At 57.0% G+C, this 17,104-nt stretch carries 13 protein-coding genes and 1 pseudogene; 6 read left to right on the forward strand and 8 right to left on the reverse strand.

The window, feature by feature from the left end; genetic code table 11:
• The first annotated feature begins 265 nt into the window (after window positions 1–265).
• Complete coding sequence (locus tag HNQ72_RS29530) at window positions 266–625, forward strand: response regulator (protein ID WP_280518301.1); 360 nt, start codon at window positions 266–268, stop codon at window positions 623–625.
• 733 nt (window positions 626–1,358) lie between these two features.
• Window positions 1,359–1,670 carry a hypothetical protein gene (locus HNQ72_RS30845; protein ID WP_246450659.1) on the forward strand — a complete coding sequence of 104 codons (312 nt, stop codon included), beginning with the start codon at window positions 1,359–1,361 and terminating at the stop codon, window positions 1,668–1,670.
• Window positions 1,671–2,323: 653 nt separating this feature from the next.
• Here HNQ72_RS30845 and HNQ72_RS29540 read toward each other — a convergent pair.
• Window positions 2,324–3,852 (reverse strand): annotated as a pseudogene (locus HNQ72_RS29540) (PAS domain S-box protein).
• Between the two features lie 431 nt (window positions 3,853–4,283).
• Here HNQ72_RS29540 and HNQ72_RS29545 point away from each other — a divergent pair.
• Together HNQ72_RS29545 and HNQ72_RS29550 are read left to right on the forward strand one after the other, a co-directional pair.
• Complete coding sequence (locus tag HNQ72_RS29545; RefSeq protein ID WP_183998140.1) at window positions 4,284–4,586, forward strand: hypothetical protein; 303 nt, start codon at window positions 4,284–4,286, stop codon at window positions 4,584–4,586.
• A gap of 118 nt (window positions 4,587–4,704) precedes the next feature.
• On the forward strand, window positions 4,705–5,010 hold the full coding sequence (locus HNQ72_RS29550) for an ArsR/SmtB family transcription factor (protein WP_183998142.1): 306 nt from the start codon (window positions 4,705–4,707) through the stop codon (window positions 5,008–5,010).
• Window positions 5,011–5,126: 116 nt separating this feature from the next.
• Here the strand turns inward: HNQ72_RS29550 and HNQ72_RS29555 are convergent, their stop codons facing one another.
• From HNQ72_RS29555 to nhaA, 5 genes are all read right to left on the reverse strand, one after another.
• Complete coding sequence (locus HNQ72_RS29555; protein ID WP_183998143.1) at window positions 5,127–6,887, reverse strand: hypothetical protein; 1,761 nt, start codon at window positions 6,885–6,887, stop codon at window positions 5,127–5,129.
• A 182-nt stretch (window positions 6,888–7,069) separates the two neighbouring features.
• Window positions 7,070–7,438, reverse strand: coding sequence for a response regulator (locus HNQ72_RS29560; RefSeq protein WP_183998144.1), 369 nt, complete (start codon window positions 7,436–7,438; stop codon window positions 7,070–7,072).
• A 452-nt stretch (window positions 7,439–7,890) separates the two neighbouring features.
• Window positions 7,891–8,928, reverse strand: coding sequence for a sensor histidine kinase (locus tag HNQ72_RS29565; protein ID WP_183998145.1), 1,038 nt, complete (start codon window positions 8,926–8,928; stop codon window positions 7,891–7,893).
• A complete protein-coding gene (locus tag HNQ72_RS29570) occupies window positions 8,925–10,367 on the reverse strand; it encodes a DUF7125 family protein (protein ID WP_183998146.1) in 1,443 nt (480 codons plus the stop codon). The genes HNQ72_RS29565 and HNQ72_RS29570 overlap by 4 nt, the downstream gene beginning before the upstream one ends.
• A 334-nt stretch (window positions 10,368–10,701) precedes the next feature.
• Entirely contained in the window at window positions 10,702–11,886 is a 1,185-nt protein-coding gene (nhaA, locus tag HNQ72_RS29575) for a Na+/H+ antiporter NhaA (protein ID WP_183998147.1), read from the reverse strand.
• 281 nt (window positions 11,887–12,167) lie between these two features.
• Here nhaA and HNQ72_RS29580 point away from each other — a divergent pair, with 281 nt between their 5' ends.
• The gene (locus tag HNQ72_RS29580; protein WP_183998152.1) at window positions 12,168–15,146 is read left to right on the forward strand and encodes a PAS domain-containing protein; all 2,979 of its coding nucleotides are present in this window, start codon (window positions 12,168–12,170) and stop codon (window positions 15,144–15,146) included.
• Between the two features lie 401 nt (window positions 15,147–15,547).
• On the opposite strand, the gene HNQ72_RS29585 is transcribed toward HNQ72_RS29580, so the two are convergent.
• Both HNQ72_RS29585 and HNQ72_RS29590 read right to left on the reverse strand, forming a co-directional pair.
• Window positions 15,548–15,856 carry a hypothetical protein gene (locus HNQ72_RS29585; RefSeq protein WP_183998154.1) on the reverse strand — a complete coding sequence of 103 codons (309 nt, stop codon included), beginning with the start codon at window positions 15,854–15,856 and terminating at the stop codon, window positions 15,548–15,550.
• 81 nt (window positions 15,857–15,937) lie between these two features.
• Window positions 15,938–16,231, reverse strand: coding sequence for a DUF982 domain-containing protein (locus HNQ72_RS29590; RefSeq protein WP_343061668.1), 294 nt, complete (start codon window positions 16,229–16,231; stop codon window positions 15,938–15,940).
• 349 nt (window positions 16,232–16,580) lie between these two features.
• On the opposite strand from HNQ72_RS29590, the gene HNQ72_RS29595 reads away from it, so the two are divergent.
• Window positions 16,581–17,081 carry a YciE/YciF ferroxidase family protein gene (locus tag HNQ72_RS29595; RefSeq protein ID WP_183998156.1) on the forward strand — a complete coding sequence of 167 codons (501 nt, stop codon included), beginning with the start codon at window positions 16,581–16,583 and terminating at the stop codon, window positions 17,079–17,081.
• The last annotated feature ends 23 nt before the right edge of the window (window positions 17,082–17,104 follow it).

Genomic DNA, 17,104 nt, shown 5'->3' on the forward strand with positions numbered 1-17,104 from the left:
CCATGCTACTTGCTGCTGGGTTGTGCAAGCAGGGCTTCCCGCTTGCTCCGGGGGGATTGTGAAGATGAGCTGGTGCTTGACTGGAAGGAGACAGGCGGGCCTCCTGTCGTCAATCCTGAACGAATAGGCTTAGGACGAAAGTAATTCGCATGGGCTGGTTGGAACATGCGAAGACGACGTTAGTTTCCTTCAATGAGGCTTTGAAGCCGAATACCACGCACCGCTCGCTCAGGTGCAAATGTCCTAGAGCGAACGGAGTGTCCCTTTGCCCCCACGTATCATTCTCGTCGTTGAAGACGAACCTCTTTTGCGCATGGCTGCCATCGACATGGTGGAATCCGCTGGATTCGAGGCAGTGGAAGCAGCTGACGCCACTCAGGCGGTCGAAATTCTGCAAAGCCGCATGGATATATGCATTGTCTTCACCGATATCGACATGCCGCGCGGTATCGACGGATTACGCCTCGCCGCCCTCATACGGGACCGTTGGCCGCCAATCCATGTAATCATCACATCCGGCCACACGAAGCCGCCACAGGGCAGCCTGCCGCCAGACATGGTGTTCTTCTCAAAGCCGTATCGCGAGACCGAGGTGATCGCAACGATGACGCGGATGGCTGCTTAGACTCTTGAATATTGGATGCCTAGCCTTCGACGCCTATGGCGTTCGATAGAGAGGGCTCCGTTCGACGGATTTTTCTGGCGGGCCGCCTCACCGCCCTGACATCTCCTGCCCACACAATGGGGGATTGAACAACGAGGGCTGCTAAGTTCGTACGACTTGTTATTGAACAGAGAAAGAAAATGCGCACTCGACACCGTTCATCCGGGCAATGCGGTTTGGGAAGAACGAAAGAGTGAAAGTCTCTCCATCCGTTGTCTTGAAAGCTCTCTCACTTGGAAAGCGATTCAATTTAGGAAGGTATCCTAACTGAGAGGTTGTCTGAATTTCAGCTCCGCAATTTTCATTGTTCCCGCGAAACTCAAACCGTATCGAGCCAGTATCTGACGCTTTGATTGCGTACGTCACTCGGTCACCCTTCAGGGACGATCCCCGGAGGGAATGCACAACCCCGTCGGTCTGCGTTACCTCTATGGCTGGATCTTTTGCTACCACAGGGGACGCGGTCGCCAAAATAGCAAGGAGTGCAGGAATGCGCATGGAAATCTCCATAAAAATGACCATTCGCACAGTCGTTGCGGGTTAGCTATCAGTTTGTGCAAAACTACCAACGCGTGGGCGCAGGTTGCAGTAGGCATGGTCGCCCCTTTCGCCCTGAGATCATTGGTTCTTGATAAGCCGAGCAACCGAAGATCCCCTTTACTTCGGCTGCCCGGCCGAGGAAGCGCGTCCGCCTATGCTCCCTCTGTTTCATGGCAAAGACCTAACTATCGTGCGTTTCTTCGGGGTCCGCTTGCTCAACCCAGGCATCGACGAAAGACTGGCGAGCAAAATCCTGGTGGATCGTCCCCAAAAGCGCGCTGTGGCACAGGGCGTGAGCACGCCAATAGCTGAACCCATGTTTGTGACTGAAATGGATCTGCATCAATCTTATCGCGTCAGCTGGACCATAGATCGTCGTATCGAGCTCGTCGCTTTGGCCGACATAGACGGGGCGTGTCCATCGCAGATTGAAGCCGACCGGGGTGACAGTACCCATTCAGGGTAGTGGGGCTTGTGATAAGACATTCGTGGCTGCACCGCCGACAACGATGGTCGCTGTGTTTGCTTGCCTCGCAGCGATAATCAGGTTTCGCGGTGTCGAGAAATGCAAACCTAAAGCCGAGCTGAGTGCCATGTCAGGCTCCCGCGCAAATGCAGGCGGGAGCAAGAGAGCACTCTCAGCCGTCAGCGCCTACGAATTCGGTTGCCGACGATAAGTTAGGCTACGCTCATTAACAGTAGGAGTCGATAGCCCGATTGGCGATACGCCGCTTTGGTGTCTAGCGTTCTTCCTGAGTGTCACGGCGCTCACTCAGCGATGCGCTGTCTGCGCCATACCTGGGGTCGGATGGTTTTGAAGGCTGAGACAGGGTGATGCCGGCTCCGGTTATCCCGCTTTGAAAGCGTAGGATCCTGGCTGCCGCGTGTCTTTCACGAGTCTGGTGTTCCTCGTACTGCATTACTTCCAGTGCAACTCTGTCTTGAAGCTTCGACGTCCCAACTCGGCGGCCGCTTGATGTTTACCTCGCGCCAGCACTATTTTGATCTGCGGATCAGGGGGATATTGCGTGTCCAGGCCGATCACCTCGAACGTCTGACTGCCATTTACTCCCGTGGCTGCATCAGAAATCAGCCCGCCAGACTGCCAGACTAAGAGCTTTAGAAACAACGCCCGCCCTGGCAGGCTTCCGCCAGCGCGCGTGACAACTGCGCCTGGCTGAACGGCTTTGAAAGCCGAACCACGCCACCGAGGTCGCCTGCGCCTTCCGGAATTTCTGCGTAGCCTGTAGCGAGCACAATTGGAAGCGTCGGATAACGCGCGTGAATTTCCTGACACAGGCGCGCTCCCGTCATGCTCGGCATAGCATGATCCGTAATGACTACGTCAGGAAGGACGCCTGTCCGGAGTGCGACCAGAGCTTCTTCGCCGGAGGATGCCTGGTGGGTCTCCATCCCCAAGTCTTCGAGCAGGAGAACAGTATTCATGAGAACCAGAGCGTCGTCGTCGACGACGAGAACGGTCAGCGCCGTCGGAGCGGGGTCGACAGGCTGTTCGGGTGTCGGCACGGCGGGCGTTACGTCTTTTTCGCCGGCGACGGGAAGCCACAGTTCCGCGGTCGTTCCTTCGCCCACCGCGGACTTCAGTACCAGGTCGCCGCCGGACTGAGCCATCAGGCCGTGCACCATCGGGAGCCTAGCCCAGTGCCCTTGCCGACGCCCTTCGTCGTGAAAAACGGAGTCGTCGCATTCGCCAGCGTTTCGGCGTCCATTCCTTCCCCCTGATCGCGGACTTAAAGACACACGTAGTCGCCGGGCGGCAGCGTGGGGCGTTGTCCTGTGGGAACGGTTTTCAGCTCGGCGGCGATACCGATCTCTCCGCAGCGTGGCATGGCGTCGCGGGCGTTGACGACGAGGTTGAGAAGCGCGCTTTCAAGTTGATTGGAGTCCGTTCGAACCTTTGGCAGGTCCGCCGCGAAGTGCGCGCTGATCAGGACCTCGGGGCCGATGGTGCGCCGCATCAGTTCCGTCATCCCACCGACAAGGTCGCCGACGTCCACGGGGACAATCTGTAGCTCTTGGCGGCGGGAGAAGGCGAGCAGTCGCTGCGTTAGCGTCGCACCGCGCTGCGCGCCTTGGATGGCGTTCTCTATGAGGTCTCTGACGTCGTCGCGGATCGCCCGCTTCTTGGCGATCTCAAGGCTTCCGAGGATCGCTGTCAGGAGGTTGTTGAAATCGTGGGCCAATCCGCCGGTCAGCTGACCTACCGCCTCCATCTTCTGCGCCTGGAAAATCGCCTCCTGCGCGGCGCGCTTTTCGCTGATGTCTCGCGTGATCTTCGCAAACCCGATAAGCACGCCCTCGGCATTCCGGATCGGGTCAATGATGACGTTCGCCCAAAAGCGTGTGCCGTCCTTTCTTATACGCCAACCTTCGCGTTCAAAGCGGCCTTCCTCTTCGGCCACCCGAAGAGCGAGCTGAGGAAGGCCATCGTTTCGGTCTTCGTCGGTGTAGAAGGTGGAGAAGTGTCGACCAACGATCTCCTCCTCCTTATAGCCCTTCAAACGCTCTGCTCCGGGGTTCCAGCTTGTGACGAAACCGCCGCGGTCAAGCATGTATATTGCGTAGTCGGTGATCGCCTCAACGAGCAGACGGTAGCGCTGCTCAACCCGAATGTCAGAATCGTTCATCGTGCTTCCCCGAGCTGCAATTCTTCCGGCTGCCGTAAGGCTACTTAACCAGATATCTCTTTGTTTAAGCCACCCCGGACCAAGGTCTGATACCACAGTTGAACGAGGGACTTACAACCAGTTGTCATGCAGAGGTAAAAACTCGCAGAAGCTGAAGAGAACGAACGTTGGCTCGGCTACAGAGTATCTAATTGCTTTACCATGGACACAAGCGTCAGCTCCCGACCTGTTCCGGAAGCGAAAGGGGATATGACTTTTAGCTCCTACCGACTCGCGAAAGGAATCAACAGTATCGGCCGGAGGCGCGTTGTCGAGATCGCCGCCCGGCATGCCTCATTCGGCGAAGTGAAGCAGGAGTGAGATTTTTAGCACTTTAACGAATGGATTCATTTTGGCTAACATTAGTGGCTTCTTCTATTGGGGAGGTCGAATTGGAACGCGCGAATGGAGGGTTGGAAGCTGAAATTAGTGATCTGACTGGCGAGGAGCGGCGTGTTGTGTTTCGAGACCTTAAAACAGAAGTCACTCGAGTGTTTTGCCAGCTAGATCCACCAACCAGATTTCACTGGGCAAGTTCGGCGCGCAAACTGCTAGAAATGCTTGGTTTTTTTGAGACAGATCCTCAGGACACTTTCGCCTTTTCAATGGAGCAAGCGGTGGAACTCGCTTGCGAATTTATAAAACAAGCTGGTTCGAGGGCGGCCCGCGACGGCGTAGGAATTACGTTACATTAGCGGAGCGACGAGACGGTTTTCTCCAGCCAAAAATAAGACCAAAGGCCCTAATGTGAGCTTTTGTCAGCTATGCTAAATTAGCGGACTTAGCAAGGTATCATCTCATTTGGAGCCGATAATGAGGAACCTCAGTTTCGATGTCACCGAGGCGGCCAATCTTTTGTCAGCTTTATCGAACCCTCGCCGTTTCCAGATCTTAGTGTTTGTCAGCGAAGGCGAGCGTGAGGTCAACGCGATCGCTGATTGGCTCGGTCTTAGCCAATCCGCAGTATCTCAGCATTTGCGGAGGCTACGCGAGGTTAAAGCTGTGCAGACGCGGCGCGAAGCCCAGCAAATCCTCTATTCGCTAGGATCGGCGGGAGCTGAGATAATTATCAGATCGGTAATGCAGCTTTCAGTCTCGCCCAGGGGAGCCCCTGCTTGAATAGACGTCCAGGCGACTTAATCGCAAAGTCCCGATCGTGGGTGGGGTTTCCATGCGCTCCCTGGGCTTTGGACTCCACGATTGCAGTTCCAACCCGTGGTCCGGCTTCAGTGAGATCAGTTGAGCGCCTGCTTGGCTGTTATCTCAGCTCCTGCAGCACGCAAACCAGAGAAAATCTTTTCCCGGTCCTCAGGCCGCGCGAGCCGCCCCTTCACCTGCGATACGATGGTCAGCATCAAGCTCGGCGCATGTGCCTGCAACCAATCAAGTTCATGTCGAGCTTGCGACGTTTTACCGGATGCACCAAGGATAGCAGCTAAAACGACGCGATGCATCGGATTGTACGAGAGGTCGGACATTCGTGACCAAAGCTCCGCAGCCTGGAGATCTCCCCGCATGAAAGCACAGAGCGCCATTCCCACTTCGTAGTAGCCTGTCGGTCCCCCGCCATCGTTGACAGCTTTACTGACAAGCTCGCACCCCGTTTCCCACCTGCCATTGAAAGCGAGACGAAGTCCATATTCTCCTGCGACTTCCGTGTCGTTCGGGTTGAGGGCGTAGGCGGCCGCTCCCGCATCCAAAGCAGCAGCCACGTTATTGTTAAAGAAATAGGACAGCATGAGTGCCTGCAGAACCCGAGCGTTTTGGGGATCGATCATCGCTGCGCGTTGCGCAAGCTCTGCCGCTTTAGCAAGCCCATCCGTCGGCGCTGGGCTCCCGAGTTTTTCAGCGAAGCGCACCTGGTCAATCTGGGTGAGCGAAAGCAATGCCATCGAAGTCGCGTCTTTTGGATTGCTTTGTCCTAAAGCGATGAGACACCCTTGCGCCGTCGTCAGTGCAGACGCCGTCATAGCCCTACGATAACTGTAGTAGGCCAGCGCACATTCATAGGCCTCCCAACCCGCCGACACACTCGTATCCGACGAAAAGATCACGCCAAATGGCCGGGCGACTGCTGTCGCTATTTTTTCGGCGACCTCACTCTCGGCTTCCAAGGCAGTTTGGATCGTCAGGTCCATGTCATAACTGGTAGCCCAAACCACCGCTCGGTCGGACTGACGGACCAATCGTATGCCCGAACGGACCTTGTCTTCGTGGTTTCGCAGAGTTCCTTCAAGGCTGTAACGTGCGTCGGATGGCTGCTGCCCATCAGATTGGTCGGCCGGAGCGATCACGAGGATCTCGTTGAATTTCACCAGATTTGCCACAACCTCGGCCGTTGTGCCTTGGGCAATTGACTGCAGCTTCTTGTCATCTGAAGGATAGCCGAATGTCTCGACAGCGATCGTTGCTCGGCCCTCGCCGAAATTGAGGGGTGCCGTCTCATGAAAAAATGATTGAACGACGGTAGCCAAAATGACGGTCGCAAAGAACAGTGACAGCCCCGCGGTGAACAGTGTCGGTGCGGACCAAAATGTGTCTGAAACGCGCTGCGCAGCGCTATGCACAGGAAGTATTTCTGCGGGGCTGATTGGTGCAAAAACCGCCTCTGCCTTAACTGAAGCAAATGGCTTTTTCATACCCCACTCGAAGGTAGGGACATAGCCGCCTTTCGGGATAGTGATCACGACCGGCTCACCGGGACCAGACACAAGGTAATAGTGCTCGAGACCGCGCCTGATCCGTCCCGCTTCTATGCGTACTGCCGGATCGGACTGCGCATCGAAGTTGCGCCTGCCGAAGACGGTGGTGCCAATGGTGTAGGCCTTGAGGTAGTGTGAGCGACCCTCGAGCGTCTCTGTTACAACATATCGAAGAAACCTTTTGGCGCGATCAGGAAGATTGAAACTTTCGCTCGTGAGTATTCGCTCTAGTTGCGCAATGACGTCATCGGTCCGGGGTAGATCAATCTCCTCGTAAAACGTCACACTCTCCATCGCACCCCCTTGCGTACTCTTCCAAGTACGGTGCCCCAGTTAGCGAGCGCTTAAATAAGCACAACCTGCAATTATTGACAATAAGTCATATTGAGGCGCCTGACGTGAGATCCCGCAGGCTGGGTGCGGGCATCGGAGCCACGGGACAGCGCTGAAAAGCCGCGACCTCTCGCGGTTGGCCGCTAAGCCGCGACAAGCGTTCGTATCGCGGTCACGACATGATCAATCTCATACGGCTTGGGAAGAAACGGGACGCCTGTAGGCAGCGCCGTGGCGTCGGGCGTGCCCCTGCCTGATGTAACAATTATCTGGATGGGCGGCCACCGATCCCGCACAAATGCGGCAAGCTTTAGCCCATCCATTGACCCTGGCATATCAATATCGGTGAAGATAAGTCTGATTTCGGGGTGGTGCTCGATCATGGCAATCGCTCTGTCAGCACAATCGGCCTCGAAGACCTCGAAGCCCGCAAAGTGTAACTCATCAGCGATGCCGAGCCGAATGAGAGCCTCGTCTTCGACGACGAGGACGGTGATTTTTTGAGAACGCATGTACCATGTCTTTGCGGTTGGAGCGGTTTGGCTCTGCTTCAAGCCCCCAATATTGGAACGTCCGATACCGTACCAAATGGCCTCGCAGAGCGTTCGTTCCAGTGTCCAGTGGACATTTTTGAAACTATTTTCCGACCCATCGCATCCGCGCGTGGTTTCATGCTTGGCGTCCGGCTCCTTTGCCGCGTCCTTGACGGCGGCAAGCCGCTGAATGGCTTCAGGCTTCCATACCGAACCCAGGAAGCGGTCGAGGTCGTTACCGTGCCAGGCGATCTACTGCGGACATGCGTACAGCAGGCGGATTTGCTTCTGATACTCTCGCAAAACGAGGCCCGCCACTGGAGGAGCGGAAAGTTATCTCATTGTGAGAGTTGTGTGTGGACTGTTGCTTTCCACGAGGAGTTGCGCCGAACAGTTCACCTGACGCTCAATCCTCAATAGAAATTATGCGCCTATTGTTGGAGCCGTTCCAATGGGCCGACGGCGTGGCATGTAAGTCCAGCTGGTGCAAACGTGATGGCAGGTGCTGCACCGAACAAGGACGCCAATGCGGAGCGCACATATTTCGTCCCGTAACCCTGCCGCGTCGGTTCAGCGACCGCTGGGCCACCTGTTTCTGTCCAGTTCAAGGAAAACACCGGCGACACTTCCGCTGAAATGGACCACGTGACATCGACAATGCCGTCCTTTTGCGACAGCGCGCCATACTTGATGGCGTTGGTCGTAAGTTCGTGGAGGCAAAGAGCGATGGTCGTCGCAGAGGTCCTTGAGATAAAGACGTCCGGACCGTTGAAGTTGATCCGGCTCAGCCCTCCGGTATTATAAGGCGCGACGGTCATGGCGATCACCGAAGACAGGGAAACCTCTTCTCCCCCCGCCTCGAATACTGCGGTGTGGACATTGGACAAGGCCTGAAGGCGGCCCGTAAAGTCTGCCGCAAGCTCTTCGGCGCTGGAGGCGCCCCTCCGTGTCATCTGGAAAATCGACGTTACGCTCGCGAGAATGTTCTTGATGCGATGATTGAGCTCTAGTCGCAGTTCGACCTCTCGCTCGATGGCATCCCGCACCTGCTTTTGGCGCAACCGCACAAGAAGGTTGGTCTGAACGCTGTTGACCAGTTCTAATCGCGCGATCGGCCGCGTGTGGAATAGAAGGCGAGCGCTCGGCCAAAACCGCTCTAGCTGGCCGCGGATCCGCGCTAGAGGTGCTGATTTTTCAAGAAGTATAATGATTGGAACTTCTGACCAGTCCGGCTGCGAAGCGAGATGACCTGCGATCGTTGCAACGACGGGTGGGTTCAACGCCTCGTGAGTGATGATGATGACGCCAGGTGACAGCGACAAACTATGAACAAAACCCTCCTCAGCCTGGCTGTGGCGGACGACCAAATTCTGTTCCCGTAAGGACGCAGCAATGTAGTCGGCATCCTTGCGGAAGGGCGCCAGAATGAGCACCCAATCCAGCTCGCTTTCACTCGGTGCCTCATTCATTTTGGATCAGGAAGGGGATTGTAGGAGACGACACTGACGCCACCGCTTTCGATCAGCAGCTCCTGGATGTTGAGGTCATGCGGCCCATGGCGTTTTTTAACGACGGTGATGTTGCGGCGCAGGCGACCTTCGTGCTCCATAATCCGCAGCAAAAGCACGGTATCGCCCAAGAAACTGACATCGACGTCGATGCCAATATTTTGGCCGATCAGGCCATGTTGGGCGACGATCAACATCGTCAGCACACCGGACCGCGCAAGGAATTTTAAGAGCGACTGGATATCACGGACCGCTTTTTCCCGATGGGGTAGCGAGTTCAGATAGCCAGTCAAGCTGTCAATCACGACAACCCGGGCATTGTTTTGTGTCACTGCGTCCTGGACGATCTGACCAAATTCGCCTGGCGAGATTTCGTTCGGATTAAAATCACGTAGAATGAGCTTGCCATCTTTGTGGAATTGCCTGAGCTGCATGCCCAACCCTTCGGAGCGGCGGAAGAATGTCTCAAGCCTCTCTTCGAACAAGAATAGCGCGACTGTCTCGCCGCGTTCGAGTGCCGCGGTCGCGTAAAGCGATGACATGGTCGACTTACCGGTACCAGATTGCCCGATGACCAACGTTGTGGTTCCAGCTTCCTGGCCACCGCCAAACATATCATCAAGCGCTGCAACGCCCGACTTGATCAATTCCGGCTTGGTCGCTTCGGCCGCGGTGCTTGGCATGATCCGAGGAAAGACGACGACACCCTTGCCTTCCCGGATGGCCATATCGTGGTAGCCGTCGGCAACCGGCACACCGCGCATTTTGGAAATTTCTACGCGACGACGCACACCGCCATATTCCTCTAGCGCCTTGTCGAGACGGATGACCCCATGGGCCAGTCCTTCAACCTCTTCTCCACTGCGGTCATAACCGGGCGTCTGCGTATCGAGGAGAAGTGCAACCACGTTGCGCTTCGCAAGGAAGGATTTGAAGCCGATCAGTTCACGACGGAACCTTGGAGAATCACCCGTTATCAGGCGGATTTCGAGAAGTGAATCGTAGACCAAGCGCCTCGGCTTGTGCTCTTCGATCGCGGCCTCGATCGCCTTGCGCGTCTCGTCGAGCCTCAGGTCGGCCGTCAGGAATATGCTCTGGTCATCAGCTTCGCCGACTGAGCCAGAGGTTGAGAGTTCCTCGACCCGGATGCCATCCAGAGTCCAACCGTGCGACACCGCGATTGCTTCAAGCTCTGCCGCAGTCTGGGAAAGTGTCACGTAGATGCAGCTCTCTCCTGCTTCGACCCCAGCACGGAGAAATTGCAGTGCTGCCGTCGTCTTGCCAGAGCCGGGCGCTCCTTGCAGCATATAGAGATTGGAGGCCGGAAGGCCGCCACGCAGGATCTCGTTCAGTCCAGTGATGCCAGTGCTGACAACCCCAGGCGCTTTTCGTTTTGGCATATCTCGTCTTCCAAAAATCGTTAGCGCGATCCTCGATGGAATGCGCGCATCCTCGTTCGAAAGATGCGTCTCTGTTATATGTGGGTTTGTCGAAACATCAATGACGGGCTCAGCGCATTCGAGCGGCTAAATTAGTCGGCCCGCGGTCGCATTCGCCATGGTGCCGTAACAGTCTTCCTCGGTCGATGCGGGCCGTCCGCAAGAGGCGCATGGGGGCTTCGTCGGATGAGCCAACCGGGTCTCTGGCGGCAGGACCTCAATCTCGGCGTCCGAGAAGAGGCGTAGGGTGTCGTCTTCCATCTCCATGCTCCAGGTCGGAAGCGGGACACAGCTACTACGTCGGCTTATGCCCGAAGACGGTGAGGCAGATCGAGCCGACAGTACCAGCCGCGACCGAGCCCATTAGAATGCCGATTTTCACGTGATCCTGAACAGCAGTATCGTTGAAGGCAAGTAGACCGATGAACAGGCTCATGGTGAAGCCGATGCCACAAAGGAGGGCAACACCTGTCATCTGCCCCCAACTGGCCTTAGCCGGCAGATCGGCAACTCCAAGTTTGACAAGGAGCAAAACCGTTCCAAGCACGCCGATCAGTTTGCCGAGGATCAGACCGACTGCCACACCCATAGTAAGCGGCTCTGAGAAAACACCCGCCGTTACCCCAGCAAACGAGACGCCTGCATTGGCGAAGCCGAAGATCGGCACAATAACGAACGCGACCGGCTTGTGCAGCACATGTTCGAGCTTGTGGAGCGGGGATTCCGCATGTGGGGCTTCCGGCGTTCCGGGCGTCAGCTTCAGCGGGATCGTCAAGGCCAGCATAACGCCCGCCAGCGTCGCATGAACGCCCGACGCGAAGACCAGAACCCAGAGGACAGCGCCGAGGACGAGATAAGGCCAGAGCGCCTTCACCTTCATGCGATTGAAGATGATGAGATTGCCGAGCACGATGGCAGATCCCGCAAGCGCCATCAGGTTGAGGTCCGCTGTGTAGAACAGAGCAATGACGATAACGGCGCCCAAATCGTCGATGATCGCGAGAGCGGCGAGAAAAATCTTCAGCGATGCTGGCACGCGCGATCCGAACAGCGAGATCACACCGAGCGCGAAGGCGATGTCGGTGGCTGTCGGGATAGCCCAGCCTCTCAGTGCCGAAGGATCATGCCGGTTGAAGAAAACGTAGAACAGTGCCGGAAACAACATGCCGCCGGCCGCGGCGGCTCCCGGAAGGATTCGCCGGCTCCAGGTCGAAAGCTGGCCGTCCAGCATCTCGCGCTTGATCTCGAGGCCGACAAGCAGGAAAAACACCGCCATCAGGGCGTCGTTAATCCAGTGCTGCAGACTGAGCGGGCCGACATAGACATGCAATACATGAAAATAGGCCTCTGCAAACGGCGAGTTGGCCGTAATGATCGCCAGCACGGCAACGATCATGAGGATAACGCCGCCCGAGGCCTCGTTGTTGAGGAAGTGGCGGAGAGTCGATTGGATGCGGCCCTTTGAAGGTGTCGAAGACATGGGTTCGCGCTCCCTTGGTTGGAAGGTTGATCAAAGTCTCCGTGGATTTCGGGGGAACCCGCAGCACCGCAGCACGCGCTGTTGTCATGAAGACTAGGGAATTCTTCGGAAATTTTCCAGCTTTTTCCAAAGCTTGACTTCGTAAATCGTACTCCATTTCTGTGCTGGAAAGATCTGCGATCCGATCCGCTAGCTGTAAGGGAGTTTCAGTCTTGTCCAATCCCAATTGGAGCAGGAAATTCCTGGACAATGGTCAATTGAAATGCGCGAGTTAGTTTCCGATGATGGATGATGCGAAACAACAGTTTGAAGTCTCGGCGCTTGTTGGCGGCGGGCAAGCCGGTGATGCCATCAGACAGATGGACTGGGGATCGACGCCGCTCGGGCCGATAGGCTCCTGGCCCGCTGAATTGAGGGCGAACGTCCAGACAATGCTGGCGTCGCCGGTGCCGATGGCGGTGCTCTGGGGCCCTGAGGGTATTCTCATCTATAACGACGGTTACGCTGGTATTTGCGGACCCCGCCACCCCGCCGCACTCGGCGGCAAGCTACTGGAAGTCTGGCCTGAGGCCGCAGACTTCAATGCCCGTGTGATTGCTGCTGGATTGCGCGGCGAACCGCTGAGCTTCCATGCTCAGGAACTGGAGCTCTGGCGGCATGGCAAGGCGGAGCAGGTCTGGATGGACCTGGAGTATCTACCAATACGAAACGGCTTGGGCCAGCCGATCGGCTCGCTTGCAATGGTCTTCGACATTACCCAACGCGTACTCGCCGAGCGGCGGCTGGCGCAAAGCGAAGAACTGTATCGTTTCCTCGACCATCTCGGTCAGGCTATCGCCGGGCTGCACGACGCCGACGAAGTCCTCGCCGTCACCACACGAATGGTCGCCGCGCATTTGAGCCTCTCAAACTGCGCCTATGCCGATATGGATCTTGATCAGGATGGCTTTACGATCCGCGGTAACTGGCACGCACCGGGGTCGCCTTCGATCGTCGGGCATTACAGCCTTGCCGATTTCGGCAAGCTCGCAGTGCAAGAACTGTCCGGCGGCCGCCCACTAATCATCAACGATAATCTGGCTGAGATCGCGCCCGAGGAGGCGAAAACCTTTCAGGATATCGGTATCGCCGCGACGATCTGCATGCCGCTCATTAAAAATGGGCGCCTAGCCGCGCTGATGGCCATTCATGACAACAAGCCGCATCGATGGTCCGACTATGATCTAAATGTGATTCGCGAAGTCACCGAACGATCATGGGCGCATGTCGAACGCGTCGGGGCAGAAGCCAACCTTCGCGCAAGCGAAGAGCAACTTCGCCTGGCCATCGATGCCGCCGAGATCGGCCTCTGGGACGTGGACGTGGTTGCCGACACTCTGTTCTGGCCGCCACGCGTCAAAGCGATGTTCGGGATTTCGCCCGACGTGCCTGTCTCGATGCGAGACTATTACAACGGCCTTCATCCGGACGAGCTCGAACGGACGTCAGTCGCCTACGCGGCTGCGGCAAACCCGGATGTTCGAGCCGTGTATGATGTCGAGTATCGAACGATCGGCAAAGAGGACGGTATCGTTCGCTGGGTAGCGGCAAAGGGCCGGGGCGTATTCGAGGGCGGCCGCTGCCTGCGGGTCATCGGAACCGCGATCGATATCACAGAACGTAAAACGACAGAACTCGCTTTGCGTGAACTGAACGAGACATTGGAATTACGCGTGGCCGAGGGCATAGCGGATCGCAAACTCTTGGCCGACGTCGTGGAGAACACGACAGCGATCATCTTCGTGGCGGATCATAATTACCGTTGGCTTGCGATGAACAAGGCCGCAACCAAGGCGTTCGAACAGCTCTACGGCGTGCGCCCGGTGATCGGAGCGTCCATGCTCGACGTCCTCGATCATCTCCCTGAGCATCGAGAGCATGTGCGTCGAACCTGGTCTCGCGCTCTTGCGGGTGAAGAATTTACGCTGCTGGACGAATTCGGCGACGGCAAATTCTCAGGGCGCTGGTTGGAACTGAACTTCAATGTTCTGAGAGATGCCGCTGGTCACCAGATCGGCGCTTACCAGATCGCCTACGATGTCACCGAGCGTCTGACGGAACAACGCCGTTTGGCGGAGGCGGAGGAACAGCTTCGACAGGCGCAGAAGGTCGAGGCGCTCGGTCAATTGACGGGCGGCGTTGCGCATGACTTCAATAACTTGCTAACCCCTATCATCGGCTCGCTGGACATGCTGGTGCGCAGACAGATTGGAAACGACCGGGAGCGCAAGCTGATCGATGGCGCGTTACAGTCTGCCGAGCGCGCCCGTATTCTCGTGCAGCGCCTTTTGGCGTTTGCGCGCAGACAGCCGCTTCAGCCCACCGCAATCGACGTGAAGACGCTGATAACCGGCATGGGCGAATTGATCAGAAGCACGACTGGTCCGCAGGTCCAGGTCGTTATTGATGCGCCGGAAATTCTGCCGTCTGCGCGCGCCGATCATAACCAGGTCGAGATGGCGCTCCTTAACCTGAGCGTCAATGCGAGGGACGCAATGCCCACTGGCGGCACATTGCGCATCAGCGCGAATTCCGGGGAAATTTCTGTGGGCGACCAGAGCGATCTGAAGCCCGGCCGCTACGTGATGATTTCGGTTGCCGATACCGGAGAGGGCATGAGCGAAGCGACCATGGCCCGCGCAATCGAGCCGTTCTTCTCGACGAAGGGGTTAGGACAAGGGACCGGGCTTGGCCTTTCGATGGTGCACGGTCTTGCTCAGCAACTTGGCGGCGGCATCCGAATATTCAGCCGACTAGGAGTCGGCACGAATGTTGAGCTCTGGTTGCCGGAGGCAGATGATGCCCCCATCCCTCTTCCAAAGAATGTGGACGGAAGCGCGGCGTCTCTGGGCCATCGGGGAACGGTGCTGCTCGTCGACGACGAGGATGTCGTTCGCATAAGCGCCGCCCACATGCTGGACGAGATCGGATTCGAAGTGGTGGAGGCGTCCAGCGGAGAGGCCGCGCTGGCTGCGGTCGACCGTGTGCCGGACCTGAAGCTAATCGTCACGGACCACCTGATGCCGGGCATGGATGGGGTCGAGTTGGTGCGGCGTGTAAAGCTTCATCGTCCTACCCTGCCCTGTCTTATAATCTCGGGATATGCTGACGTCGACGGTATTGCGCCTGATCTTCCAAGACTGACGAAGCCGTTCAAAGTCGAAGAGCTGAGGGAAGCGTTGGCCGCGACAGGGTTCGGAGTAGATTCAGTCTCGACCTAGCGTTTTTAGCGCCTTGATGGGATCTGAACCGACAACCCAGCGACCACTAGGCAACTCCAAAAGAGAAAGGTGCCTGTTCATCAGCGACTTAAGACGAACCCAGCTACGTCCGACACAGCCTTCAGCGCATGCCAGTATCAGTGGCGGCCGCCGATCGCGTTCCGGCGGCCGGCCGATCGTCGAAAGTTCATGAGCTGCGATTACGGACGGCGTATCTGCTTGATAAAGAGCGTCGTTGATAACCTACTCTATCAGTCGGGCGCCGCCGCCCTTATCGCTTGGCACTCCTTCTGCTCGGCCGACCACGTTCGCCCGGCGTTCAAATTCGCCCCGGCCCATCAAGCATTGGCATTTCAAAATCGATGGTGATTTGTGCTCGGTTTCGAGCACTTCCAACAATCTTATCGGCCCGATACGCGCATAGCACCTATCTCGCCCAAGCTGCGTTGGATTGCGGCCAGTTGGTTTGCAGCGATGTCTGCCGATACTTCAATCTCACCGGCAAGTGGAGCATCATTACGCGCATCCCCGGTCGACGACACGTCACCTCCAGACGGAGTCGATCCTGCGGTGTTTTCATCATGCGCCGCCTGGATAATAATATCTGGACGGGGGATGCCGTGTTTCTGGACCAGATGTTCGACAGCAAGATCGGCTGCCTCTCGGGTTTCGAAGATTGCACGGACTGTCGTGGTGCTGTTGTCTGACATTGTTTCGCTCCATCGGTAATAAGGGATGAACCGCGGGCGGCAGTATTGGTTTCATCAGGACTGGTGAAACTCGTCGACCGCTCACTCCCGGAGTATCCCGGCACTTCTTGCGGCGACTCTGTAAGCAGCAGCGGCACTGTCGCCGGCGACCACGCCCGAGACGGCTCGCAGGCAGATCTTTCTTGCCTTGCCGGCTTCCGACCCACCTTTGGGGAAATCAATAGTCAGAGACGCGACTGCTTCTCGGCTGTTCCTGATGCATTTCAATCCGCCAGCGGCACCTTCAATCTCTACCGGGTATTCCCAAAGTTCAGTCATCGGTCGTCCAATCTGAAGAAGAGTTTCTCCACCCAACGATCGCTCGACCGCCGGCATGTGCGTTTACGGAACCCGAGCGTTCATCAGATTGTTCCAATCCGACCTCGCCTTCTATGAGCGAACCAATCACCTCCCCCCAACTGCTGGCGGGGACGATCTTCCAAGCGGAACGGCTCGGCAGATCGTCGCTATATACATTCGCGGATTCTCTTCGGCGCCCCCCATTAAACCGGCATCTGTGGCGCACGCGTAAATCAGTTTCAGGGGCAAGAGTGGGCGCGATGTCGGCGCCCATGGTACGCTGCCGTACGGGAACCGTTCGCTGAGGGGCGCCATTTCACAACGTCACCGGTGTGGCCGACGGCCCGCCCCTCTCGCATTCTCTTAAAACCGAAGGAAGACAAAGATGGCCACCGCCAAAACACTCGACGATCTGTTTTTGGATACGCTGAAGGACATTTACTTCGCCGAAAAGCAGATCCTGAAAGCGCTGCCGAAGATGGCACGTGCGGCGCAGTCCGAAGACGGCAAGCAAGGCTTCCTCCAGCATAGAGAAGAGACGCAGGGCCAGATCGATCGCCTTGAGCAGGTGTTCGAGCTTCTCGGCAAGTCCGCGCGCGGCAAAACCTGCGAAGCCATCCAGGGCATCATCGCAGAGGGCGAAGAAATCATCGAGGAATTCAAAGGCTCGCCGGCGCTTGATGCCGGCCTGATCTCATCGGCCCAAGCTGTCGAACACTACGAAATCGCTCGCTACGGCACGCTGATCGAGTGGGCCAAGCAGCTCGGTCTGAAGGATGCAGTGCCGCTCTTGGAGCAGAACCTGTCGGAAGAGGTCGCAACCGACAAGAAGCTCACCGCGCTCGCGAAAACCTCCGCAAACGACAAGGGCAGAAAGGCAGCCTGACGACCAAGACAACAAGAGGCCGC

Origin of the sequence: Aliirhizobium wenxiniae, from assembly GCF_014201355.1 — a bacterium.
Lineage (GTDB): Bacteria > Pseudomonadota > Alphaproteobacteria > Rhizobiales > Rhizobiaceae > Neorhizobium > Neorhizobium wenxiniae.